Origin of the sequence: Pseudohalioglobus lutimaris, from assembly GCF_002866825.1 — a bacterium.
Taxonomy (GTDB): Bacteria; Pseudomonadota; Gammaproteobacteria; order Pseudomonadales; family Halieaceae; genus Halioglobus; species Halioglobus lutimaris.
Map to the genome: position 1 here is coordinate 74,955 of NZ_PKUS01000022.1, position 22,429 is coordinate 97,383.

General features: G+C 54.7%; 26 protein-coding genes. 19 read left to right on the forward strand and 7 right to left on the reverse strand.

Features of this window, described 5'->3' with window-relative positions:
• Positions 1-159: 159 nt before the first annotated feature.
• From mpl to C0039_RS14925, 4 genes are read left to right on the forward strand one after another with little or no spacing between them, the layout of a single operon-like run.
• Positions 160-1,533: a UDP-N-acetylmuramate:L-alanyl-gamma-D-glutamyl-meso-diaminopimelate ligase gene (gene mpl / locus C0039_RS14910; RefSeq protein ID WP_101518498.1), complete on the forward strand. Its 1,374-nt coding sequence runs from the start codon at positions 160-162 to the stop codon at positions 1,531-1,533.
• The gene (locus C0039_RS14915; protein WP_101518499.1) at positions 1,526-4,126 is read left to right on the forward strand and encodes an efflux RND transporter permease subunit; all 2,601 of its coding nucleotides are present in this window, start codon (positions 1,526-1,528) and stop codon (positions 4,124-4,126) included. Before mpl ends, C0039_RS14915 begins: the two co-directional genes overlap by 8 nt.
• A gap of 1 nt (position 4,127) precedes the next feature.
• Positions 4,128-4,397, forward strand: coding sequence for a YkgJ family cysteine cluster protein (locus tag C0039_RS14920; protein WP_075999001.1), 270 nt, complete (start codon positions 4,128-4,130; stop codon positions 4,395-4,397).
• On the forward strand, positions 4,397-4,993 hold the full coding sequence (locus C0039_RS14925; protein ID WP_101518500.1) for an LON peptidase substrate-binding domain-containing protein: 597 nt from the start codon (positions 4,397-4,399) through the stop codon (positions 4,991-4,993). Before C0039_RS14920 ends, C0039_RS14925 begins: the two co-directional genes overlap by 1 nt.
• Here the strand turns inward: C0039_RS14925 and rnt are convergent.
• Positions 4,990-5,622, reverse strand: coding sequence for a ribonuclease T (gene rnt / locus C0039_RS14930; RefSeq protein ID WP_076002098.1), 633 nt, complete (start codon positions 5,620-5,622; stop codon positions 4,990-4,992). The genes C0039_RS14925 and rnt overlap by 4 nt on opposite strands.
• Positions 5,623-5,635: 13 nt before the next feature.
• Entirely contained in the window at positions 5,636-6,673 is a 1,038-nt protein-coding gene (gene pyrC / locus C0039_RS14935) for a dihydroorotase (RefSeq protein WP_198171778.1), read from the reverse strand.
• Positions 6,674-6,832: 159 nt separating this feature from the next.
• On the opposite strand from pyrC, the gene C0039_RS14940 reads away from it, so the two are divergent.
• Complete coding sequence (locus tag C0039_RS14940; protein ID WP_076002097.1) at positions 6,833-8,053, forward strand: argininosuccinate synthase; 1,221 nt, start codon at positions 6,833-6,835, stop codon at positions 8,051-8,053.
• Between the two features lie 154 nt (positions 8,054-8,207).
• Here C0039_RS14940 and C0039_RS14945 read toward each other — a convergent pair whose 3' ends face one another.
• The 3 genes from C0039_RS14945 to C0039_RS14955 form a co-directional block, all read right to left on the reverse strand.
• A complete protein-coding gene (locus C0039_RS14945) occupies positions 8,208-8,891 on the reverse strand; it encodes a protein-L-isoaspartate(D-aspartate) O-methyltransferase (protein ID WP_207796462.1) in 684 nt (227 codons plus the stop codon).
• Positions 8,892-9,004: 113 nt separating this feature from the next.
• Complete coding sequence (locus tag C0039_RS14950) at positions 9,005-12,100, reverse strand: error-prone DNA polymerase (RefSeq protein WP_101518501.1); 3,096 nt, start codon at positions 12,098-12,100, stop codon at positions 9,005-9,007.
• A gap of 50 nt (positions 12,101-12,150) precedes the next feature.
• A complete protein-coding gene (locus C0039_RS14955) occupies positions 12,151-13,158 on the reverse strand; it encodes an integron integrase (protein ID WP_075998996.1) in 1,008 nt (335 codons plus the stop codon).
• A gap of 768 nt (positions 13,159-13,926) precedes the next feature.
• On the opposite strand from C0039_RS14955, the gene C0039_RS20935 reads away from it, so the two are divergent.
• The 4 genes from C0039_RS20935 (at position 13,927) to C0039_RS14980 (ending at position 15,925) form a co-directional block, all read left to right on the forward strand.
• Entirely contained in the window at positions 13,927-14,352 is a 426-nt protein-coding gene (locus C0039_RS20935; RefSeq protein ID WP_133126009.1) for a DUF6998 domain-containing protein, read from the forward strand.
• 330 nt (positions 14,353-14,682) lie between these two features.
• On the forward strand, positions 14,683-15,366 hold the full coding sequence (locus C0039_RS14970) for a HEPN domain-containing protein (RefSeq protein ID WP_133126010.1): 684 nt from the start codon (positions 14,683-14,685) through the stop codon (positions 15,364-15,366).
• A gap of 100 nt (positions 15,367-15,466) precedes the next feature.
• Entirely contained in the window at positions 15,467-15,700 is a 234-nt protein-coding gene (locus tag C0039_RS14975; protein ID WP_075998988.1) for a hypothetical protein, read from the forward strand.
• A 3-nt stretch (positions 15,701-15,703) separates the two neighbouring features.
• On the forward strand, positions 15,704-15,925 hold the full coding sequence (locus C0039_RS14980; protein WP_075998987.1) for a hypothetical protein: 222 nt from the start codon (positions 15,704-15,706) through the stop codon (positions 15,923-15,925).
• A gap of 56 nt (positions 15,926-15,981) precedes the next feature.
• On the opposite strand, the gene C0039_RS14985 is transcribed toward C0039_RS14980, so the two are convergent.
• Together C0039_RS14985 and C0039_RS14990 are read right to left on the reverse strand one after the other, a co-directional pair.
• The gene (locus tag C0039_RS14985) at positions 15,982-16,284 is read right to left on the reverse strand and encodes a type II toxin-antitoxin system RelE/ParE family toxin (RefSeq protein WP_075998986.1); all 303 of its coding nucleotides are present in this window, start codon (positions 16,282-16,284) and stop codon (positions 15,982-15,984) included.
• A gap of 5 nt (positions 16,285-16,289) precedes the next feature.
• Positions 16,290-16,517 carry a type II toxin-antitoxin system ParD family antitoxin gene (locus tag C0039_RS14990; RefSeq protein WP_075998985.1) on the reverse strand — a complete coding sequence of 76 codons (228 nt, stop codon included), beginning with the start codon at positions 16,515-16,517 and terminating at the stop codon, positions 16,290-16,292.
• A gap of 154 nt (positions 16,518-16,671) precedes the next feature.
• Between C0039_RS14990 and C0039_RS21510 the strand changes: the two genes are divergently transcribed.
• From C0039_RS21510 to C0039_RS15050, 10 genes are all read left to right on the forward strand, one after another.
• On the forward strand, positions 16,672-16,935 hold the full coding sequence (locus C0039_RS21510; RefSeq protein ID WP_101518505.1) for a BrnT family toxin: 264 nt from the start codon (positions 16,672-16,674) through the stop codon (positions 16,933-16,935).
• Positions 16,925-17,161 carry a type II toxin-antitoxin system BrnA family antitoxin gene (gene brnA, locus C0039_RS15000; RefSeq protein WP_075998983.1) on the forward strand — a complete coding sequence of 79 codons (237 nt, stop codon included), beginning with the start codon at positions 16,925-16,927 and terminating at the stop codon, positions 17,159-17,161. The genes C0039_RS21510 and brnA overlap by 11 nt, the downstream gene beginning before the upstream one ends.
• A 403-nt stretch (positions 17,162-17,564) precedes the next feature.
• Positions 17,565-17,849: a type II toxin-antitoxin system RelE/ParE family toxin gene (locus C0039_RS21515; protein WP_075998981.1), complete on the forward strand. Its 285-nt coding sequence runs from the start codon at positions 17,565-17,567 to the stop codon at positions 17,847-17,849.
• The gene (locus tag C0039_RS15015) at positions 17,849-18,109 is read left to right on the forward strand and encodes a helix-turn-helix transcriptional regulator (protein WP_075998980.1); all 261 of its coding nucleotides are present in this window, start codon (positions 17,849-17,851) and stop codon (positions 18,107-18,109) included. Before C0039_RS21515 ends, C0039_RS15015 begins: the two co-directional genes overlap by 1 nt.
• 814 nt (positions 18,110-18,923) lie before the next feature.
• A complete protein-coding gene (locus tag C0039_RS15025; protein ID WP_101518506.1) occupies positions 18,924-19,196 on the forward strand; it encodes a hypothetical protein in 273 nt (90 codons plus the stop codon).
• Positions 19,197-19,296: 100 nt separating this feature from the next.
• Positions 19,297-19,785 (forward strand): GNAT family N-acetyltransferase, encoded by a 489-nt coding sequence (locus C0039_RS15030; RefSeq protein ID WP_075998977.1) that lies wholly within the window; start codon positions 19,297-19,299, stop codon positions 19,783-19,785.
• A 103-nt stretch (positions 19,786-19,888) separates the two neighbouring features.
• Positions 19,889-20,224 carry a hypothetical protein gene (locus C0039_RS15035; RefSeq protein ID WP_101518507.1) on the forward strand — a complete coding sequence of 112 codons (336 nt, stop codon included), beginning with the start codon at positions 19,889-19,891 and terminating at the stop codon, positions 20,222-20,224.
• Between the two features lie 772 nt (positions 20,225-20,996).
• The gene (locus C0039_RS15040) at positions 20,997-21,326 is read left to right on the forward strand and encodes a nuclear transport factor 2 family protein (protein WP_165787146.1); all 330 of its coding nucleotides are present in this window, start codon (positions 20,997-20,999) and stop codon (positions 21,324-21,326) included.
• 83 nt (positions 21,327-21,409) lie between these two features.
• Entirely contained in the window at positions 21,410-21,814 is a 405-nt protein-coding gene (locus C0039_RS15045; RefSeq protein ID WP_075998974.1) for a DUF2784 domain-containing protein, read from the forward strand.
• A 120-nt stretch (positions 21,815-21,934) separates the two neighbouring features.
• Complete coding sequence (locus C0039_RS15050) at positions 21,935-22,423, forward strand: hypothetical protein (RefSeq protein WP_101518508.1); 489 nt, start codon at positions 21,935-21,937, stop codon at positions 22,421-22,423.
• Positions 22,424-22,429 lie beyond the last annotated feature (6 nt).

A 22,429-nucleotide genomic window follows, 5' to 3' on the forward strand; every position in this document is an offset into this window, starting at 1 on the left:
TCCCGTTTGGCGAAGGTATGCGGTGCCCGGTTAAGGTCCGTGGAGGCGAATCATACGGTAATTTTCGGTGGGATTCTAAGGTCTGGAAATGATACCGATCAACGCTGGTAGCGATAGACGGCCGTGATACCATTGGCGGCTGATTTGAGGAGACGATTTTTGAAAGGCCATATTCATATCCTTGGGGTCTGCGGGACCTTTATGGGCGGCATTGCCCTGCTCGCCAGGGAACTGGGCTTTAAGGTGACGGGTTCTGACGCCAACGTGTACCCGCCGATGAGCGACCAGCTGCAGTCTGCAGGTATTGACCTGATGGAGGGCTATGCAGCCGAGCATTTGCAGCCGGCCCCGGACTGCGTGGTAGTGGGTAATGCCATGAGTCGCGGTAATCCGGCGGTAGAATACATGCTCAATGCCGGACTCAACTATACCTCTGGACCGCAGTGGCTGGCCGAGAATGTGCTCGCCGGCAAGTGGGTGCTGGCCGCATCCGGTACGCACGGCAAGACCACCACCAGCTCCATGCTTGCCTGGATTCTCGAATACGCGGGCATGGCGCCGGGGTTTCTCATTGGTGGTGTGCCGGCAGACTTCGGGTTGTCTGCGCGCATCGGCAATACTGACTTCTTCGTGGTGGAAGCGGATGAATATGACACGGCTTTTTTCGACAAGCGCTCCAAGTTCCTCCACTACCGCCCGCGCACACTGATTATCAACAACCTCGAATATGATCATGCAGATATTTTTCCCGATATCGCTGCGATACAGCGTCAGTTTCACCACGTGATCCGCACAGTCCCCGCGGAGGGCCTTGTCGTGCACCCGACGTCGGTGCCTGAGATCGACGCCACCCTGGCCCAGGGGTGTTGGACCCCCTGTGCGACCACCGGCATTGACCTGCCCGCGGATTGGTCGGCACGGTTGTTGGAAGCCGACGGCTCCGCATTCGCAGTGACCCCTGGCGACGACGCACCGGTTACCGTGCGCTGGCGGCATTGCGGTGGACATAATGTGGCCAATGCCATTGCGGCCATGGCGGCGGCAAGACATGTTGGTGTGTTGCCACAGGTCGCTGCTGAAGCGCTCGCCTGTTTTGGCGGAGTGAAGCGGCGCCTTGAATTGCTGGGTACGGTGAACGGCGTATCGGTATATGACGACTTCGCTCATCATCCAACCGCTATTGCGGCCACCCTGCAGGGTCTGCGCGCGCGGGCTGGCAAGGGTCGCCTCTTCGCCCTTATCGAGCCGCGCTCCAATACCATGCGCCAGGGGCAGCACCGCGATCAACTGGCGGCCTCCTGTGAAAGCGCCGACCAGGTTTACTGGTTCCAGCCGCCGAACATGGACTGGTCCCTGGAAGACGTCGCCGCGGCAAGCCCGGTGCCTGCCAGGGTGATCAGCGATATCGACGGTCTCGTCGCCGCCGTTAAAAGTGAGCTCGGCGCGGGGGACCAGGTGGTGATTATGAGTAACGGCGGTTTTGGCGGTATTCACGACAAAATGCTGTGCGCCCTGGAGACAGTCAATGAGTAGTGCGCTTTTGCCCCTGTATCAGCGCCTGGTGCTCAAGGCACCCTGGTTCTCCCTGTTCCTGGCCACGCTGGTGGTTGCCGCGTTTGCCACGCAACTCGATAAAATCAAACTGGATGCCTCGGCTGACTCGCTGATGCTGCAGGGAGACCCGGCGCTGGATGTGTTCCGTGAAGTGAGCAGTCGTTACGCTTCGGAAGATTTCCTGTTGATCACCTGGCAGCCCGCGGGAGAACTGCTGGGTGATGCATCTCTTGAGCCGCTCAAGGCCATGGCGGATGAATTACGCCAGTTGGGAGGCGTCTCGTCGGTCGTTACCGTTTGGGATGTGCCCTTACTGGAGAGTCCCCCTCTCAGCCTGTCCGATATTACCTCGGGCGAGGCATTGCCCAGCCTGGCGCAGCCCGGCATTGACCGGACACTGGCTCTGCAGGAATTTACCACCAGCCCCATCTACGCCGACCTTCTCGCTGGTCGCGACGGGTCCGTTACCGCCGTACAAATCAACCTGGATCGCGATGAGGTCTATTTTGACCTGCTGTCGCAGCGTGAGGATTTGCGTATCAAGCGCAAGCAGGAAGGCCTGGACGCTGAGGAGTCCGCGCGACTGCAGCGTGTGGAGCAGGCGTTTAAAAGCCACACTTCAGTCATGCTGGAAAGCCAGAGTAAACTGGTGAGTGAGGTTCGTGAAATAGCCGCCGCATACCAGCAGCATGCCAAGTTGTTTGTCGGCGGGGTACCGATGATCGCGGCGGATATGGTGGGCTTTGTGCGCAGTGACCTGGTGACTTTCGGCAGCGCTATTCTCGGGGTGATGATGGTGATCCTGGCGATCATTTTCCGGCGCCTGCGCTGGGTGGTGATTCCACTGGTGACTTGCAGTGCCACGGTCTTGGTGATGCTGGGGCTACTGGGAGCGCTGGACTGGCGCATGACCGTAATCTCTTCGAATTTTGTCGCTGTGTTGCTGATCATCACCCTGGCGATTTGTATTCACCTTATTGTTCGCTACCGGGAGCTGCACGCCCTGGACGAGGATGGCGACCTGTACGAGCGTGTATCGCAGACGGTGCAATTGATGGCGGTGCCCTGTTTCTATACCGGTATCACGACCATCGTGGCCTTTATGTCGCTGGTGGTGTCGGGAATTCAGCCGGTCATTGATTTCGGCTGGATGATGACGGTAGGCATCGGTGTCGCGCTGCTGTTCTCCTTTGTGCTTGTACCCTGTCTGATGCTGGTCTGGCCCGAGGGGCGGTCGCACCGCCATAGTGGCGCTGATCCTACACTGACAGCGTGGTTTGCCCGTATAACAGATCGCCGTGGGGGCACGATTATTGCCGTCACTCTGGTCGCGATCATGCTCATCCTGTTTGGTGTCAGCAGACTTCAGGTGGAAAACCGCTTTATCGACTATTTCCACGAGTCCACTGAAATCTACCAGGGCATGGAGTTGCTGGACTCCAAACTGGGCGGCACGATTCCCCTGGATATCGTGATCAGCGCTCCGGACGAGGATGCGCCATTGCCGGGGCTGGAGTCCGTGGCCTCGTCCCCTCAGCCTTTGCCCGGCGATGACTCGCTTGCAGACGATGAGTTTGCCGATGACGGCTTCTCCGACGACGGCTTCTCCGACGAGGAGTGGGGCGATGACTTCGACTCGGGCTTTGGCGGCTTCAGCGCGTCCGGTGAGGAAGATTTCAAGCCCAGCTACTGGTTCAGCCTTGCGGGTATGCGCGAGTTGGATGCCGTGCATGCCCACGTGGACTCATTGCCACAAGCGGGTAAAGTCCTGTCGCTGTCCACTGTTTTCGCTGTGGTCAAGAAGCTGATGGGCGAGGACATTGGCAGCGTTGAGCTGGCGCTGGTGCAAAAAAGCCTTCCCGAGAGCATCAAGGGCATGATGGTGGATCCTTATTTCTCCCTGGAAAACGGAGAGGCGCGCATTAACGTGCGGGTGAAGGAGACCAGCCGCAACCTGCGCCGGAATCAGTTTTTGTCAGACCTGCGCAGCCACCTGGTAGAGGAGATGGGGCTTGCTGAAGAGCGGGTGCAGTTCACGGGCATGCTGGTGCTGTACAACAACGTGCTGCAAAGCCTGTTCAAATCACAGATTCTCACGCTGGGTGCGGTGTTCCTGGCGATTCTGGTGATGTTCCTGATTCTTTTCCGTTCCCTGTCTTTGGCCTTCATCGCCCTGGCACCGAATATTCTGGCCGCCGGGCTGGTGCTTGGCGTGATGGGCCTGGTGGGAATTCCCCTGGATATCATGACTATTACTATCGCTGCGATTGTGGTCGGTATCGGTGTGGATGACTGTATTCACTACGTGCATCGCTACCTGCGTGAATTCCCTAAAGACCGGGATTACCGCGCCGCCATGTACCGCTGTCACAGTAGTATCGGCCGTGCGATGTATTACACCACGCTGACTATCGTGGTGGGTTTCTGCACGCTTACGCTGTCCAATTTCAATCCGAGTATCTATTTTGGCCTGCTAACGGTGCTGGCCATGGTGGCTGCCGTATTGGGTGCCTTGTTGTTACTGCCGCAACTCATCATCATATTCAAGCCATTGGGGCCAGAGGCCGACTGATATGCACTGCCGGGCATCCTGCGGTGCGTGTTGCATAGCGCCGTCTATTCATCAGGCTTTTTACGGTATGCCGCAGGGCAAGCCTGCGGGCATTGCCTGCGTGCACCTCGACCGCGACATGGGTTGCCAGTTGTTTGGGGACCCCCGCCGACCCGCGCTGTGTGCAGCCTTCCGGGCGGAGCCGGCAATCTGTGGAGACAACCGCGAACAGGCGCTGAGAAATATCAGTGAGCTGGAAGTGTTCAGTAACCCCGCAACCGGAATAGAATAATGGAGACGATTCCCCTGTTTCCGCTCTCCGGTGTGTTGCTACCCTATGGTCGCATGCCCTTGCAGATCTTTGAGCAACGCTACCTGGACCTGGTGCGCAGCAGCATGAAGAGCAACCAGCCTTTCGGTAATGTGTGGATTCGCCGTGGTGCCGAGGTACCCCAGAAGGGCCGCGCGGCGCCCGAGTTGGGTGATTGGGGAACCCTGGCGCGTATTGTCGACTGGGACCAGTTACCGAATGGCTTGCTGGGGATTACCATTCAGGGCGAGGGCCGCTTTGACCTGTTCGAGACGGAAGTGCAGGGCAATGGCCTGGTGCTGGGGCAGGTGGAGTATCGTGATCAACCTGTCGCCGCCGGGATGTTGCCCCAGTGGCAGTCGATGAGCGATGTGTTGCAGAGTCTGGAGACCCACCCTCACGTACAGGGTATGCAGTTGCAGGTTGATTATCAGGATGCCTGGCAGGTCGGCTGGACGCTGACCCAGTTGCTGCCGCTGGACGAGTACATCAAGTACGAGCTATTGGGCCTGGATGACATCGAGGAATTGATGGGCGAACTGGATCTTATCCTCAACCAGATCAGCGGCGAGGACTAGTCGAAGCTTGGCATCCAGCCTCCGGATTCCTTCCAGCGGTTGACGATCTCGCAGAATAGTTCCGCGGTGCGTTCGGCGTCGTACGCCGCACTGTGTGCCTCGTCGTTATTGAAGGCGATCCCCGCTTCCGCGCAGGCCTTGGCCAGTACCGTTTGACCGTAGGCCAGCCCGGACAGCGTTGCGGTATCAAAGAAGGAAAACGGGTGGAAGGGATTGCGCTTGATTTCGCAGCGCTCCACTGCTGAATTGATGAACCCCGCATCGAAGTGGGCATTGTGTCCGACCAGGATTGCGCGGCTGCAACCCTGTTCGCGAATTTCCTTGCGTACCGCGCGGAACAGGTCTGTGAGGGCGTCTTCCTCGTTAACGGCCTCGCGGAAAGGGTGCCAGGGGTTTATGCCGGTAAAGTCCAGGGCCGCTTGCTCGATGTTGGCCCCCTCGAAGGGTTTGACGTGAAAATCCAGCGTGCGATGCACCGATAGCATGCCATCTGCGTCCATGCGTACCAGGCTGGCAGCTATCTCCAGAACGGCGTCGGTGGCGGCGTTGAATCCTCCCGTTTCCACGTCGATGACCACAGGCAGGAACCCGCGGAAGCGATCACTGATCTGGTGAGGGTTGTCCTGCATCGACTCGGCCACCTCAGTTGGCCACTCGCCAGGCTATGGACTCGCCAGCGGCCAGCGGGGTGAGGTAGTCCTCTCCAAGGGGCAGCTGTTGCGGTACCGTCCAGCTCTCCCTGCGCAGGGTAATGCTGTCGCTGTTGCGCGGGAGGCGGTAAAAGTCGGCGCCAAAGTGTGAGGCAAAGCCCTCCAGCTTATCCAGTGCTCCCAGTTGCTCGAATACCTCTGCATAAAACTCGATGGCGGCGTGACCGGTGTAGATGCCAGCGCAGCCGCAGTCGGCTTCCTTACGCCCGGTCGCGTGCGGTGCAGAGTCGGTGCCCAGGAAAAACTTTGGACTGCCCGAGGTGGCCGCCTCCATCAATTCGTTCTGGTGCACATTGCGCTTGAGTATGGGCAGGCAGTAGTAGTGCGGGCGGATGCCGCCAACCAGCATGTCGTTACGGTTAAACATCAGGTGATGGGCCGTAATCGTGGCCGCCACGTGGCTGTCGGCCTCGCGCACGAATTGTACCGCATCGCGTGTGGTGATGTGCTCCAGGACTATTCGCAGCCCGGGGAAACGCTCCGCGATCGGTGCCAGGTGTCGGTCGATGAAGACTTTTTCCCGGTCGAAGATGTCGATTTCGTGATCGGTGACCTCGCCGTGAATCAACAGTGGCAGGTCTACCTCCTCCATGGCTGCCAGTACCGGGAATAAAGCATCCAGTTCCGCTACACCGGCGTCGGAGTTGGTGGTGGCACCTGCAGGATAGAGCTTTACCGCGTGAACAAACTCTGACGCTGCGGCCAGTTGTATCTCTGCCGCGTCGGTGCGATCGGTCAGGTACAGGGTCATAAGCGGTTCGAACTGCCGGGGCAGACCCGACATGGCGGCGACAATGCGATCCCGGTAAGCGGCCGCATCGGCAACAGAAACGACCGGTGGTGTCAGGTTGGGCATAACAATGACGCGATTGAAATAGCGCGCCATATCGGCGCAGGTCTGTTCCAGTGCGCTGCCATCGCGCAGGTGCACATGCCAGTCGTCGGGGCGGGTGATAGTCAGTTCGTTCACGTGGAGCCTGTAGCGGGGTGGACAAAAGAGCATGCTACCGTAAAACGCGCTGCGGGTCAGGTCTGGCGCATGGATTACAGTTGACGAGGATCGGTGAATTCCTCGCCCGCTTCCAGTAGAATGGCCGCCCTTCTCAAGCAGGATTCAATGGAGCAAGACATGGCAGATGTGAATAAAGTCGTACTGGCCTATTCCGGCGGTCTCGATACTTCGGTCATCGTGCGCTGGTTGCAGGATACGTATAACTGCGAAGTGGTGACTTTCACCGCGGATATCGGGCAGGGTGAAGAGGTGGAGCCGGCCAGAGCCAAGGCAGAAGCAATGGGCGTGAAGGAAATCTATATCGATGACCTGCGCGAGGAGTTTGTTCGCGACTACGTATTTCCCATGTTTCGCGCCAACACCGTTTACGAGGGCGAGTATTTGCTGGGCACATCCATAGCCCGCCCGCTGATCGCCAAGCGGCTGATTGAAATCGCCAATGAAACCGGCGCTGACGCCATCTCCCACGGCGCCACCGGTAAGGGCAACGACCAGGTGCGGTTTGAGCTCGGTGCCTACGCCCTTAAGCCGGGTATTCAGGTGATCGCCCCCTGGCGTGAGTGGGACCTGAATTCTCGCGAGTCACTGATGGAATATTGCGCCGAGCGCGATATCCCCGTGGACTTCGCCAACGCGAAGAAGAAATCGCCCTATTCCATGGATGCCAACCTGCTGCACATTTCCTACGAGGGAGACCTGCTTGAGGACCCCTGGGCGGAGCCTGAGGAAGAAATGTGGCGTTGGAGCGTGAGCCCTGAGGCCGCGCCGGACCAGGCGACCTACATTGAGCTGACCTTTGAGAAGGGCGACGTGGTCGCCATTGACGGTGAGGCCATGAGCCCGGCAACCGTGCTGGAAACCCTGAACAAAGTCGGTGGTGCCAACGGCATTGGTCGTGACGATATTGTCGAGAACCGTTATGTGGGTATGAAGTCACGCGGCTGCTATGAGACTCCCGGCGGCACCATTCTGCTCAAGGCGCACCGCGCCATTGAGTCGCTGACCCTGGATCGCGAGGCGACTCACCTCAAGGACGAACTGATGCCGCGTTATGCCAAACTGGTTTACAACGGCTACTGGTGGAGCCCCGAGCGTAAAATGCTGCAGGCCGCTATCGATGACTCACAGCAGGTGGTGAATGGTGTGGTCAGGCTGAAGCTGTATAAAGGCAATGTGATTGTGGCAGGGCGCAAGTCTGAAGACAGCCTGTTCGATGAGAGCATTGCGACCTTTGAAGAAGATGCCGGCGCTTATGACCAGAAGGACGCGGAGGGCTTTATCAAGCTCAATGCCCTGCGTATGCGTATCGCCGCCAACAAGGGACGTAGCTTCCTGTAAGCCCTGTGCCGACCCGGGTTGCAATCCGGGTCGGCCTGTTGACGCCATTTTCCTTATCCAGTGTCTCCGCCGCAGGCCGGCTGCTGGCCTTGCCCTCGAAAGTGCGAGGCTATTGGCCGCACAGCGGCATCTGGTACATCCTGTGCCTGCAGGATCAGCCCGGGCTGCCGTGGTCGCCGGTGAGCGGCACGAAGCGCACCGGCAATATGGAACGCTGCTCAATATCCCCGTTCTCGCCCACTTGCAGCAGTAACAGTTCCTGCACTCCGCGGTGTTCGCCCACGGGTATTACCAGCTTTCCTCCCGGCTTCAGTTGATCCAGCAATGGCTGGGGTATGTGCTCCGCCGCCGCGGTGACGATCACGCCGTCGTAGGGGGCGTGCTCTGGCCAGCCGGCGTAGCCGTCTCCGGCGCGAACCTGGACGTTGTCATAGCCCAGCTTCGCCAGCGCCGCCGCAGCGGAATCGGCCAGCTCGGTGACAATTTCAACGGAGTAGACAGCGCGCACCAGTTCGGCGAGCACTGCGGCCTGATAGCCTGAGCCTGTGCCCACTTCGAGAATAACGTCGTCGGCTCCCGGGTCCAGCAGGTCGGTCATCAGGGCGACGATAAGCGGTTGCGAGATGGTCTGCCCAGCGGCGATGGCCAGCGGCGTATTGCGGTAGGCGAGGTGTCGGTATTCGGGCAGTACGAAGGCTTCCCTGGGCACCCTCGCCATCGCGTCCATCACCCGCTCGCTCAAGGCGTCGCGCCCGGTGTAGCTCGCCGATTCGCGAACCGACTGGCGTATAGCCTCCAGCATCTGTTGTTGGTCGAAGGTGTTTTCGTTTGCGGCCATATCGTCTGCTCGCTGCCTCTTGTTGTCGACGTGGTCTGGTGCTGCGGTTGGCAACTGTAGTGTAGATCAGTTGCCGGCAGGCAGGTTGCCAGCCGGCTAGTGTGGTTCGACGCTCAGTGAAAATCCCGTGATTTCAACTGCAGGCTTTCCAGCGCCTGGGTGCAGTCCTGCAGTGCGCCGGCGACTACATGGGTCACATTGTCCACCGTTTCCACGGTGCCGGTGACCAGCAGCAGCTTTGCCGACATCAGTGCCTGGCGAAAATGGGCCTGGGTGCTTTTCCAGACAACAATATTGCTGCTGCCCGTTTCGTCTTCCAGGGTGAGAAACAGCACGCCCGAGGCGGTGCCGGGGCGCTGGCGGCAGGTGATCAGACCGGCAATACGCACAAAACGGTTATTGCTGATGCCGGCCAGGTCGGTCTGGCATACACAGCGATTGAAAGGCGGCCTGTCACGCAGCAGGCTCATGGGGTGGGCGCGCAGAGTCAGGCCAGTGGCGCGATAATCCGCGAGCACTTCTTCGGCAACAGCCGGTGCCGGTAACGCCACCCCGTCGTCGAAGTGGCGCGCGTTCTGGAACTGTTCACCCTGCAATAACGGGCGCGCCTCTTCCAGTGCCATGATCTGCCATTGGGACTGGTGACGATGTCCGGTCAGTGAGGCCAGGGCGTCGGCGTCTGCGAGGGCCTCCATGTCGCGTTTGTCCAGTTGCGCGCGCCGGCGCAGGTCGCTGACCTGGCGGAACGGCGCCTGACGACGGGCCTCGACAAGGCGTTGCGCGCCCTCCCGGCCAAGCCCCTTTACCAGGCGCAGCCCGAGCAGGATCGGGTGGCGGGTGCTGCCGGGACAATCCATCAGGCGGTGATCCCAGTCGCTCTGGTTAACGTCTATGGGTAATGCGGTGACGCCGTGGCGTTTTGCATCCTGGATGAGTTGTGACGGACTGTAAAAGCCCATGGGCTGACTGTTGAGCAGGCCGGTGAAAAAAGCCGCCGGGTGGTGGCGCTTGAGCCAGGAGGATACATAGGCCAGCAGTGCGAAGCTCGCCGAGTGGGATTCCGGAAAGCCGTAACCGGCAAAGCCCTTGATCTGGTTGAACAGGCGGCGGGCAAAGTCCTCGTCATAGCCGCGTTCGACCATGCCGCGGGTCAGTTTGTGTTCGAATTCCAGCAGTCGGCTGTGGCGGCCCCAGTTGGCGATGGCCCGGCGCAGCTGGTCCGCCTCGCCACCGGAGAACCCTGCCGCCACCATGGCCAGCTTGATCACCTGCTCCTGGAAAATGGGCACGCCCAGAGTGCTTTTCAGTACGCTCCTGATTTCCTCGCTGGGGTAGGTGACAGCCTCCTTGCCCTGTTTGCGGCGCAGGTAGGGGTGGACCATGTCGCCCTGTATGGGTCCGGGGCGGACGATGGCGATTTCTATCACCAGGTCATAGAAGCAGGCGGGTTTGAGTCGCGGCAGCATGGTCATCTGCGCCCGTGACTCAATCTGGAAGACCCCGACGGTGTCTGCCTGTTGCAGCATTTTGTAGGTGGCGGCGTCTTCCTTGGGTATATCGCTGATGCTGGCAATGGCGGGATTATAGCGGTTGACCATTTGCAGGCTCTTCCTGATGGCGGAGAGCATGCCCAGCGCGAGAATGTCGACTTTCAACAGACCCAGGGATTCGATGTCCTCCTTGTCCCACTGGATCACGGTGCGGTCGGCCATGCTGGCATTTTCTACCGGTACCAGGGTAGAGATGGGGCTGCGGGTAATCACAAAGCCGCCCACGTGTTGGGACAAGTGGCGGGGGAAACCGAGAATCTGCTGCACCAGGGAAAAGAACAGCTCGGCCTGGCGGCCGTGCCCTGCCACGCCCTGTTCCTCGAAGCGTTTGGCCAGGTCTGCGGTGCGGTCCCACCAGGCCATGGACTTGGCCAGGTCGTCGACGAACGCCTGGTCCAGCCCCAGGGCCTTGCCTACATCGCGCACTGCACTGCGTGCCCGGTAGGTGATGAGGGTGGCGGCCAGGGCGGCGCGACGGCGGCTGTACTTGCGATAGATGTACTGGATGACCTCTTCACGGCGCTCGTGCTCGAAGTCCACGTCGATATCCGGCGGTTCGTCGCGTTCTTTGGAGATGAAGCGCTCGAAGAGCAGGGATATCTGTTCCGGCGATACCTCGGTAATGCCCAGGCAGTAGCACACCACCGAGTTGGCGGCGGACCCGCGGCCCTGGCAGAGAATGCCACGTGAGCGGGCGAAGTCGACAATGTCGTACACGGTGAGAAAGTAATACTCGTAGTTGAGCTCTTCAATTAACGCCAGCTCACGTTCAATGCGTTGCTGCACCGCAGCGGGTACGCCGGCGGGCCAGCGGCGTGCACCACCTTCTGTTACCAGCTGGCGCAGGTAGCCGGTGGCGTTCTGCCCCGCAGGTACGACTTCTTCAGGGTACTCGTAGCGTAATTCATCCAGGCTGAAGTCACACCGCCGGGCAATGCGCAAAGTCTCTTCAAGCAGGGCAGGGGGGTAGAGGCCGCGTATTTTATCCAGTTTGCGCAGGTGCTGTTGACTGTTACCCAGACGCCGCCGGCCCAGCTGCTCAATGCTGGTGTTGTGGTGCAGGGCGGTGAAAACATCGTGCAACGGCTTGCGCGAGGCAATGTGCATACGCACATCCCCACAGGCGACCATGGGAAGATTGAGCTGCGCCGCTAAATTGCAGGCACGCAAAAAACGACTGGCTTCATCGTTGCCCAGCAGGTGGCTGACCCCCAGCCACACCCGGTCCTTGCACAGGCGTGCCAGTTGCCGGCCATAGGCGAGGTCGTGGTCGTCGTTGCCGCCGGGCAGCCAGATCAACAGACATCGCTTGAGGTGAAACACCACGTCTCGCAGGCTGGCCCGATACTCCCCCTTGGGGCTGCGCCGCCGGGCCATGCTGATCAGCCCGGACAGTTCACTGTAAGCAGCCCGTGATGGCACCAGCGCCACCAGGCGAATGCCTTCCTCAAGGCGGAATTCGCTGCCTACAATCAGCTGCAGCCCCGCATTCCTGGCCGCCACATGGGCCTTCACGATGCCCGACAGCGAGCACTCGTCGGTAATGGCCAGCGCGGCATAACCCAGCTGAGACGCACGTTCCACCAACTCATGGGGGTGAGACGCGCTGCGCAGGAAGCTGTAGCAGCTCAGGCAGTGAAGTTCGGCATAGTCTGGCATATACTGTATATTTATACAGTATTCCGGTTTCGTCAAATATCAGCGTGCAGTCAGTCGTCCACCGGGCTGATAACGCCCATGGCCCCGCGGCCCAGTACGTGCGTGTAGATTTCGGTTGTTTTGACGTCGGCATGGCCCAGCAGCTTTTGAATGGTGCGCAAGTCGTACCCCTTTTGCAGCAGGCGGGTGGCGAAGCTGTGCCGGAAGGTGTGGCTGCTCACCGGTTTATGTATGTTCGCCGCCAATCTGGCGCGACGGATATGCTTGCGCAGGCTGGTGTTATGCAGGTGATGGCGGCGCAAGACACCGCTGAGCGGGTCTGCGCCGATGTGGCTGGACGGAAACAGGAACTGCCATCCGGGTTCTATCGCCGCCGTGGGGTATTTGCGACTTAGCGCATGCGGCAGGTACACCTCACCAAAACCGTCTTCCAGGTCGCGCGCATGTAGCGTCGATACAGCGGCGATCTGTTCAGTTAACGCTGCCGCGAGTGATGTGGGGAGCAGAGTGGTACGGTCTTTATCGCCTTTGCCTGACCGCACGGTGATTGTGTCCAGCTCAAAGTCCAGGTCTTTTACCCGCAGCGAAAGCAGTTCATTCTGGCGCAGACCCGCGCCGTAGAGTAGTTCCACCATCAGTCGATACTTGCCATCAAGGTGCGCCAGAATCCGTTTTACCTCTTGGTGACCAAGCACAACCGGTAGCCGCTTCTTTGGTGCTGCGTGGGCAAACGACAGCGGCTGCAGCTCCCGGCCCAGGAATCGCCTGTACAGATAGATTAAGGCGTTGAGCGCGATGCGCTGCGTGGCCGGCGAACATTGCAGATCTGTTCCCAGGTGCTCCAGAAACTGTTCAATGTGTTGTTCACCAAGCACCTTGGGATGGCGCTTTTTGTGGAAAAGAATGTAACGCTTGATCCAGTGAATATAGGTTTTCTCGGTTTGATACGCGTAACCGGCACCCCGCATATGCCGCCTGACCTGATGGGTGAATCTTTGCGATTGGGGGGGAATGTGGTGCGGAATATCATTCCCTTTGTTGGATCCTTTCCTGGACATAAGAATCACCGGCTGAGGTAAGCTTGCTTGAGTAAACAGTATTCGAGTAGCGGTGCTTTTCAAGCCGGTTTTTCAGAGGAATTATCGACAGCGCTTATCCTTCAATAGTTTAACGATTTGATTTCTATTCCGTTTTCGTTGAACGGATGGCTGCGTGGTGAACGCATTTGATGAAAATGGCGTTGCGATTTTTCTCGTATAACGGTTTTTTGAATAGCGTAATTGTATAAGCTGTTGTTAGATTGGCACTAACTGGTTTGTATAGAGGTTAAATTGAAGTGATAGAGAGAAAACATGAGAATTAGTCCTATCCCAATACTAAGCTGTTAAAGCGTATGGTTATACACCCGAAATCTGGCCCAGGAGAATGGAACCTCCAGCATCTTGTTTACGCCGGAGGATACGGAGAGACCGCCGTAGCTTTGCTAAGCGATGGCAAAAGGACCGCTATGGCCCTTCGTTGGTGTGAGGGCAACGAGAATGTCAAACCCTGGCAAGGCGAGGAGACTGGCTGGTTTTTGATCCCGTATTCTTTTGCAGCCGCAATCGCTAAGTCTCTGGTTCAGATGAAGGCTGCCGGGGGAGTCCCATTCGATGAAGATGGCTTTACTGCAATGCTAGATTGGCTAATTGAAGACGAGGGTATCGAGAGTGCGCTTTGCTACTAGTGCTATGCGCATTAACAAGTCAAGGCAGCAAGGGCGCTTCGCGCCGGGACCGCTTAACAGCGGCCCCTGCTTGAAGCGTTATGCCCTTTGAGAGTAAGTCGTGATTTCTCGAGACCAAATTAAAATACTTTACGATAAGTACCTTGATCTTATAGATCTCGAGATTCGTGAGTTTGGTGTAAAGCCTACGGAAGTCCGGCATTTAATTGGAAGACTCGGAGAGTTTTTCTGTGCGTTAGAAATTAACGGAACATTGGCACACACAGCTAACCAGCATGGCTTTGACGTTGTGTCTTCATGTGGTCGTAGAATTAGTGTTAAAACTACCGCTCAGATAACCGGCTTTGTTCCTATTTCGGCATCAACACTCGATAAAGCAGATGATGTAATGATTCTACAGTTTACCGAAGGCACGCTGAATATTGTCTATTACGGAGAAATATCCAAGGCAACAGAGGCCGCAAGATTTTACGAGAGTGTAGGGAAATATGAGTTGGATATTTCTAAAGCAAGAAAATTGGCATAACAAGGTGCTGCTAGGGACTAACCTACGCTGCGCTTCGGTTTGCCCCAGAGCACGGCGTTAAGTGTCTACAGCGCCATGCCAACTTTCAGATTCAGATTTCGCTTCAATATCGCGCACAAAGGCATAATCTCTGGAGATGAGGGTCAGTACGAATTTGCTCTCCCGAATGGGAGGGTAGCTACCTTACACGCGGTCGGAGCTAGCAGGTTCTGTGAAGCAAATTCGTTTGTCATTTTGTCCGGAGGCTATTCAACCGAGAAAGAGGCCTTAGATTATGGCTTTAGGCTAAAGGACGCCGTCCTATGTTACGGGACAGTATTTAGGATCGGAGTGGACGTTGGAAAAGATAAAGCTAGCGGGTTTGTATCGAACTATGTAAAGGACAAGGTGTTTGATGAACATGGGGTAGTGATGATCGACGACGTCCATGGTGTAACTGCATACAGTGAAGAGTATCCGACTACTTGTTCATCAATATTTACAACGGGGCTGGTAAATGTTCGTAACGCTGAATTCTTCACAGGTAAGCTAATAGATCTGATAAGTGAATCTTACGCACTGAGCGAACAGCTAAAACTGGCAATGGAATTAATGACCTCGTCATTTTTTGAATCATCATCTAGAGCAAGATTCTTGACCCTGGTGCTGGCGGCGGAGTCGATTTTATCGCCAGAGGATAGGTCTACTGAGGTGCACAGTGTTGTTGATGAGCTTCGAAACGTAGCCAAGTCAGCCAATCTATCAGATCAAGAAAAACGCTCGATCCTCGGTACATTGAACTGGCTTTACAAGGATTCGATATCTCAAAGCCTTAGGAAAATGGCTTTGGTTCATTTGCCAAACAAAACCTATCAGGATCTCCCATCACACAAGTTTATTCAGAAGTGCTACGAGGCGAGAAGCAAACTGGTCCATTCGGGTACGGTTGATGAAGAAAAACACAATATTGGAACGCTGGCAGCAAATCTAGAGGTGTACCTGAAAGATATGCTAACCGAAATGGCGGCCGCATGAGGACAACACTTAACAAGTCAAGGCAGCAAGGGCGCATCGCGCCGGGACGCGGTAAACCGCGCCCCTGCTTGAAGCGTTACGCGTTCCCTCCGAATCGCGCATGAAATTTGAAATCATTGGCAATATCGAGAATGAAGAGACCTTCGCTTCAGGTTCTGGTATCAGGGAGTTGCCGCGACTACGGAAGGCCTATGGCACGGGTCGCTGGCGTAAGAGAAAGGGCGAAGCTACGGTAAAGTTCGAAGATGGAACTACTGTACTGGTAGAGTTACACTGGTATGAGGCTACAGGAATTGGCCGCAAGGAACACAAGATCAAGAGAATCTTAGAGTAAGATATGAGAAATTCTAAGTTAGTGATTTGTATAGAAAATTCAGATTATCCGGCTTCGTTGGAGAAGAGGAAACTCTATGAGTTACTTCCTGACCCTGTGGCTGAAAAAATTGGCCAAGTTCGGATCATTGATGAGTCCGGCGAAGATTACCTCTATCCATCCTCGCTTTTTGTTGAAGCTAATCTCCCCAAAGCAGTTCAAAGCGCCGTCATTGAGGCCGCGTAACAAGGCCAGGCAGTTCGCTCCCGGACGCGCTTTCAGCGCGCTCGCTGCTGGCGGCGTTAAGGGGAGCTGAAGTGAGCGTCTTCATCCATACGTTTATGCAGTACACGTATTATTTCAATGCTGTGGGTATCAGAGTCCCGGAAGAAAATTACGTGGCTGCCCTGAGGAAATTTTCTGTAGCCCGCTCTAATGCCTTCGGCTCTCGTTGCGATTTCGGGAGTATCCGAAAGACGACCAAACGCATCGAACAATTCACTGATATAGGCGTCACGCTGCGGCTGTCCCCAATGCTGCGAGGTGTATTCTGCTATTTTTCTCAGATCAGCATCTGCTGCGGCCGAAAGTCGGAATTTTTTCACCCGTGTTAATCCAGGCTTTCCATAAACTCTTCGAGGCTATACTCCACAAAGCCGCTCTGCTCGCCTTCAATCAGGGCGGCGCGCAGTCGCTGTACCCGCGATTCATGCTCTTCCAAAAGCCGCAATCCGGCCCGAACGACTTCGCTGGCGCTTCCATAGCGGCCGTCTTCGACCTGCTCTGCTATGAAGGTCTCAAAATGGTTTCCGATCGTTACGCTAGTATTTCGAGGCATGGTTATCACCCTGTATTACATATTGGTACATCGTGCCCCGCTCCCCTTAACAAGTCAAGGCAGCAAGGGCGCCTCGCGCCGGGACAGCCTAACGGCCGCCCCGTTAATGGCTACCCACTTGCCATGCAATCTATAATGGTATATTTTTTATACCATGCATAAGGTCCAGTATGACCCAAAGAAAAGCCTCTCAAATCTCAAGAAACATGGGATAGATTTTAAGCAGGCTCAAATCCTTTGGGATGACCCCAACCTACTGGAAGTGAACGCAAGATCTGATGATGAGCCGAGGTCATTGATAATCGCTCGTCTCAATGAAAATTATTGGTCTGCCGTTGTTACTTACCGAGATGACGAAATTCGAATTATCTCGGTCAGGCGATCGCGTGCAGCCGAGGTGGAGCTTTATGAAAGCTAAAGATTTCGACAAGAAATTCGACCAAGGAAAAGACGATATTATCGAAGACCTTGATCTGTCTACTGCAAAGCGACCGAATCAGACGCCTAGGAGAGTTAATGTAGATTTTCCTGAATGGATGATTGTGTCTCTCGACAAGGAAGCTGCCAGGCTCGGCGTTACGCGCCAGTCTATTATCAAAGTTTGGTTGGCAGAACGTCTTGAACGCCCCGCCCTTAACAAGTAAAGGCTAGGGACGGTTTCACCGCCGCAGCTTTAGGCGTTATGTGACCGACTGCTAGAAGAGACACGAATGTTAGAAATTGTGGCTGGGCTAATCCACGTATTACTTATTCCAGGTCTTTTTCTGGGCCTCTTGGTCGGTGGACTTCTGGGTTGGTCTTACTGCTTCTTCTTAGCGCCACAGATAGATATCCTCATAGTATTGGAATCGTCCCTTGCCGGCGGAATTTTGGGGACAATAGTTCAGTACACCATATTCAAGAGAGACTAGCGCATGATTAAGGCTATCCGCCACATAACAAGTCAGGGCTGCAAGGTGCATTCGGCGCAGGACGCGCGCCTCAGCCTTGGGCGTTATGCAGTCTAAGTATTGATATACTAAATATGATATATATACGATTTAATATATGTGGTCGATATTTGAACATCGGCGACTGGATAAGCAGTTGGCCAAGGCGCCAATCGAGGTCCAGAAGCGCTACGAGAAATGGAAGGATGTGGTAGAGATTTCCGGTCCTGCTGGGCTGAAGCTCGTCCGCGGCTTTCGAGACGAGGCGCTTCGAGGCGATTGGAAAGGCTATCGTTCTTCACGTCTTAATCAACAGTATCGGGTGATTTATCAGACTGAAGGAGATCGACTCAAAGTTTATGTACTAGAGGTCACTCCTCACGACTATAGGAGGAAATCCTAATGAGCGAATTCAGAAAAGCAAAATCCCGCGTCCGGATATCTCCCGGAGAATCCGTTCGCATTATGCGTGAGCTACAAGAGCTCAGCCAGAATCAACTAGCGGAAGCGGCTGGTATTCCCCAATCTACAATCTCTGCCATCGAACGAGAGCGAGTAAATCTTGGGGTGGAGCGTGCAAAGGTTCTGGCCAGAGCGCTAAAGTGCCACCCAGCAGTGCTTGTATTTCCTGGTTGGGATGTCAGTGCTGAATCCGCAGCATAACAAGCCAAAGAAGCAATGGCGCGTCGCGCCGGGACAGACTTACGCTTGCCCCTGCTTGAAGCGTTAGGTACTTTAGACATGGTTCTAGAAATTTCGTCTCTAGCGTTTTTTGGGTCAGTTTTTGCTGCTGGCATTTACGCTTGGTGGGGTGGCAAATCCATAGCGGGACTTCTAATGGCAATTGGTACCCTACCAGCGCTACTGGGGCCCTATCTTTTGCTTCTGTTACCCCATGGAGGCTTATCTGAGACGAGGGACGGTTTTTTTCAGGCTTCCGAATCTTATATGTTCGTCGCGCGAGCGATAAGTTATGTCTCGCAAACTGGTGCCGTTCTGTCTGGTTTTGCAATAATGTACTTAGTCTGGAGGTACGTGCAACTTGTGCAGAATCGCACCTAGCAGTTACAAGAAATTGGGGCCGCCGTACCAGCGGCCCATGTTGTAGGCGTTAAGTGTTCACAGATCGACAAAAGAAAGAGGACCACCTTTGCAGCCTTGAATGATGCACGTTCTTCTAGCTTGTGTTGCGGAAATAGGCGCTCTTCTAGCTCTAGCATTTGGAGTGGACATTAAAGCTCTAGCCGACAAAATCGGCACGATAGCCATAATTGTTCTAGTTGTGCTTGTCGTCGTGGAATATCTCAGGCGAAGGAGGAAATTCAAATGAAATCAGGCTCTATTCATGACTCAGACTACTTAACAGGTACAAGTAATTGGGACCGGTGTACCGCGGGCCCATGTTGTACGCCTTATGGCACATTGCCGCAAGGTGGATGCAAGTATGTTTAGAGGTCAGGGTCCTGGAAAGCCCCAGGTGAAGTCTTTGCTTGGCGCGTTGACCGTTGTGGTTTTGGTCATGCTCGGGTCACTGGCATCCCCTGTGTTCGGTTATTTTTTCGCTTTGTCAGCGCTCGTGATGATCATCGTCGCAATGCACATGGAGTCTATTTGGCCAACACAATCGAGAAGGGAAAACTCGTTGGTATTCTCATTATTCTGGGGGCTAGTAATAGGAGCGATTGTACCTTTTCTCGTGACGACCTTTCTCGATGGTGGAATATCGGCAGCCTATGAAATTTTCACCTGACAGCTATAACAAGGCGGTCAATCGGACGCCAAAAGCGTACCGCTTTTGGTTTCCTCCACTGGCGCTTCGGCACCGGTTACCATCAGCGTTAGGTTTCTAGGTGACTAATTTTAAAATTAGAAACGTTTCTCAGAATGACTTTAAACGAATTGTTGAACTGAATTCTAGTGAAGTCGAAAATACCAGTGAGATGGATCTAGAAAAAGTCACTGATCTCGACGCTTTGGCTGTTTATCACAAAGCCATAGTTATTGATGGTGAAGTCGAGGGGTTTCTGCTAGCAATCCCATCTGGCAGAAACTACGTCAATGAAAACTATTCTTGGTTCAGTTCTAGATATGAGCAGTTTCATTACATAGATAGGATTGTTGTCAGCAGTAGCTGCTACGGTAAAGGTTTAGGTTCTGCGCTATATTCAGACTTATTCTCTTTCTCGAAATCGCGTGTTAATACTATTGCGTGCGAGTATAACTTAGAGCCACTAAACACAGCGTCCAAGGCATTGCATTTAAAATATGGGTTTACAGAAGTCGGGCGCCATTTTGTTAGTAATGAGAAATTGGTTTCTCTGCAGGTGAAAGAAACCTGACAAGCGCATCAACCTGGAACGCCATTCCGCTGGTCGCTCCCTGTCGTCCGGTTACGCGGACGTTAGGTTCGCATTTAGCACCTCAGGCCGGAGTAGCTACACGATGATTGAAGTAAGGATTCTGTTGACTGTATCAACTATCGCGATTTACACGCTTACTGTAATCGCAATAGTCGCACATGGTTGGAACTGGCCTCTTATCGCTATCAATGATCTACTTGCTCTGAACTGGCGATCGCAGTTTGATTTTGATTTCATCATCCATCTGTTGCTTCTGGGCTCTTGGGTCGTTTGGCGTGAGGGGGGGAATTCAAGAGCGTATTTGTTTGGGTTTCTGAGTGTCGTTATGGGTGGAATGTTCAGCTTTCCATATATTATCTACGCCACGTTTCAAGCTAGTGGTAAACCTCGAGAATTGCTACTGGGTGTTCATGGATAGCGGCAAACCTGACAAAATGGCTAGTTCCACTCTTCTCGGTCGTCGGACTGCGCTACCGCACAGTCGTTTACCAAGGCGTTAATGGGCACTACAACGACTATGTATGCATGGAAATCTACAGATCCGCTGTGGAAAAATGTGATTTCTGCGAATCTGCTCCATTGTCATAATTACCAGGGCGCTGCTTATAACCACAAAACGTTTCCGCGGAAACGCGGCGCACCCTTTTTGGCCGTCGCGTTGTCGGCAATGCCTCGCCGTCTCCGACATCGCGCTCCATTAACCAGTAGGAACAATCGGGATCGCCGTAGCGGCGGCCCGTGTTGTAAGCGTTGAATGTCTAAGTTGAGCACTGTGCCTACTGCTAAAGAAAGGGAGGAGTTGGGGAAGCTACCCAGAGCGAAGCGTATCCACTTCATACTCCTGGTCGTACTGATCTGTATCGCAAGCCTTGCGTTTCTCTTTCCCAACGATATTCCGCCGTTAGCGATGGCCCTTGTCGGCGTGAGTACCTGTATTGTTGGCGTGTCCGCGATGAGCTTGCAGTATTTTCAGCGATGCCCTCGCTGCAGCACCCGCATGTCTAGAGGGCAGGCGGTTTGCGCAAGTTGTGGTCTAGAATACTATGCACCCGAAACGAGTAAGCAAGAAAAGGGGTTGGGCATGTGAGCCACTTAACAAGTCAAGCCGGTACAGCGCCTTCTTCGCAGGACGCGCTTACAGCGCGCCTCTGCTTGAAGCGTTATGTGGCATGACGCGGACTCATTACAAGATGCTTGAAGCGCTTGAAAGAGATCTTGTCTCTCCTGAAATAAGAAATGACCGAGCGCGAATGACTGAGCTGCTCGCTGATGATTTCGAAGAGTACGGAAGCTCGGGCAGAGTATTCTACAAATCTGATGTTCTCTCTGCTCCAGATTTTGGAGCAGCCTATGATCTATCCGACTTCACCTTTACAGATCTTGCCGAGGGAGTGGTTTTAGTAAAGTATAAGGCTGTTGTTTCTAATCAGGAGAGTCTACGGAGCTCTATCTGGGTGAAGGCCAGCAGCTCGTGGCAGCTTTTACACCACCAGGCAACTGTGGTTCCAAGTGCCACTTAGCAAGCCGTGGCAGTGCGGGCGCTCCGCGTGTAGGACTCAGCACTACGTGCCTCGCCTCTGCGCTAGGCGATAGGTGAAAAGGTGTGTCGAAAGAATCGCTACTAATATTTCTGGCCGATGCGATTTTAATCGTACACTTTTTTATTGTCCTTTTCGTGGTTTTTGGGCTGGTAGCTATTTATTTAGGGTATTTTTTAGAGTGGAACTGGGTTAGAAATCGAGTCTTCCGAATACTCCACTTAGTTTCAATCGGTATTGTTGTTGTTCAGTCATGGGTTGGGGTTATTTGTCCTTTAACGGTTTGGGAAATGAAGTTAAGAGCTGAAGCTGAGGCAGAAACATATTCGGGTTCGCTTATTCAGCATTGGTTGCAAAGCTTGCTTTACTATAGTGCTCCGGAATGGGTTTTCATTGTATTGTATACAGGCTTTGGTAGTTTGGTTGTGGCTAGTTGGTTTGTAGTGCGTCCCAAAATTCGTACGAGGTGATATGCATCAATCACATAGAAAGCAGTTGCACTGGACTCCACAAACCGCCGCTTTTTGCTTGTGCAAGAAAAAAGTGCCAATTTTCTCCGCCAGTGAGCTGGGCGTTAGGTGTAATCAATTATGGCAAACGAACCATCTGACCTGAAACCCGAGAGCTGGCATCGGTACTTTGCGATTGAAAGCAACAATCTTGCCTGGGGTCTGGTGTCTAACCCCTCAAGAACACCGGACGAAACGGTAAGAATGGTCGATGCAGCACATGCTGCCTCATTTCATTGGGGCGTTGTGGGTAATGAACTCAACTTCATGCGAGCCAAAACTCTACTGGCCGAAGTACATGCACTGGCAGGTTCCGGACGGCTAGCGCTTGGGCTCGCCGAAGAGATACGTGAGTATTTCCTCGCCCGCCCGACGGAAGATTGGGAACTCGCGTTCGTGCATACGGTTCATGCACATGCTTCGTATGTTGCCGGGGAATCAGAAAAGCATCACGCTAGCTATCGAACTGCCGAACAAGCGATAGACAATATCTCCGATGAAGAAGACAGACGAATCGTCCTTGGAACGTTTGATCAAGTACCGAAACCCGGAGGGGTCGATGGCGCTTAACAGGAG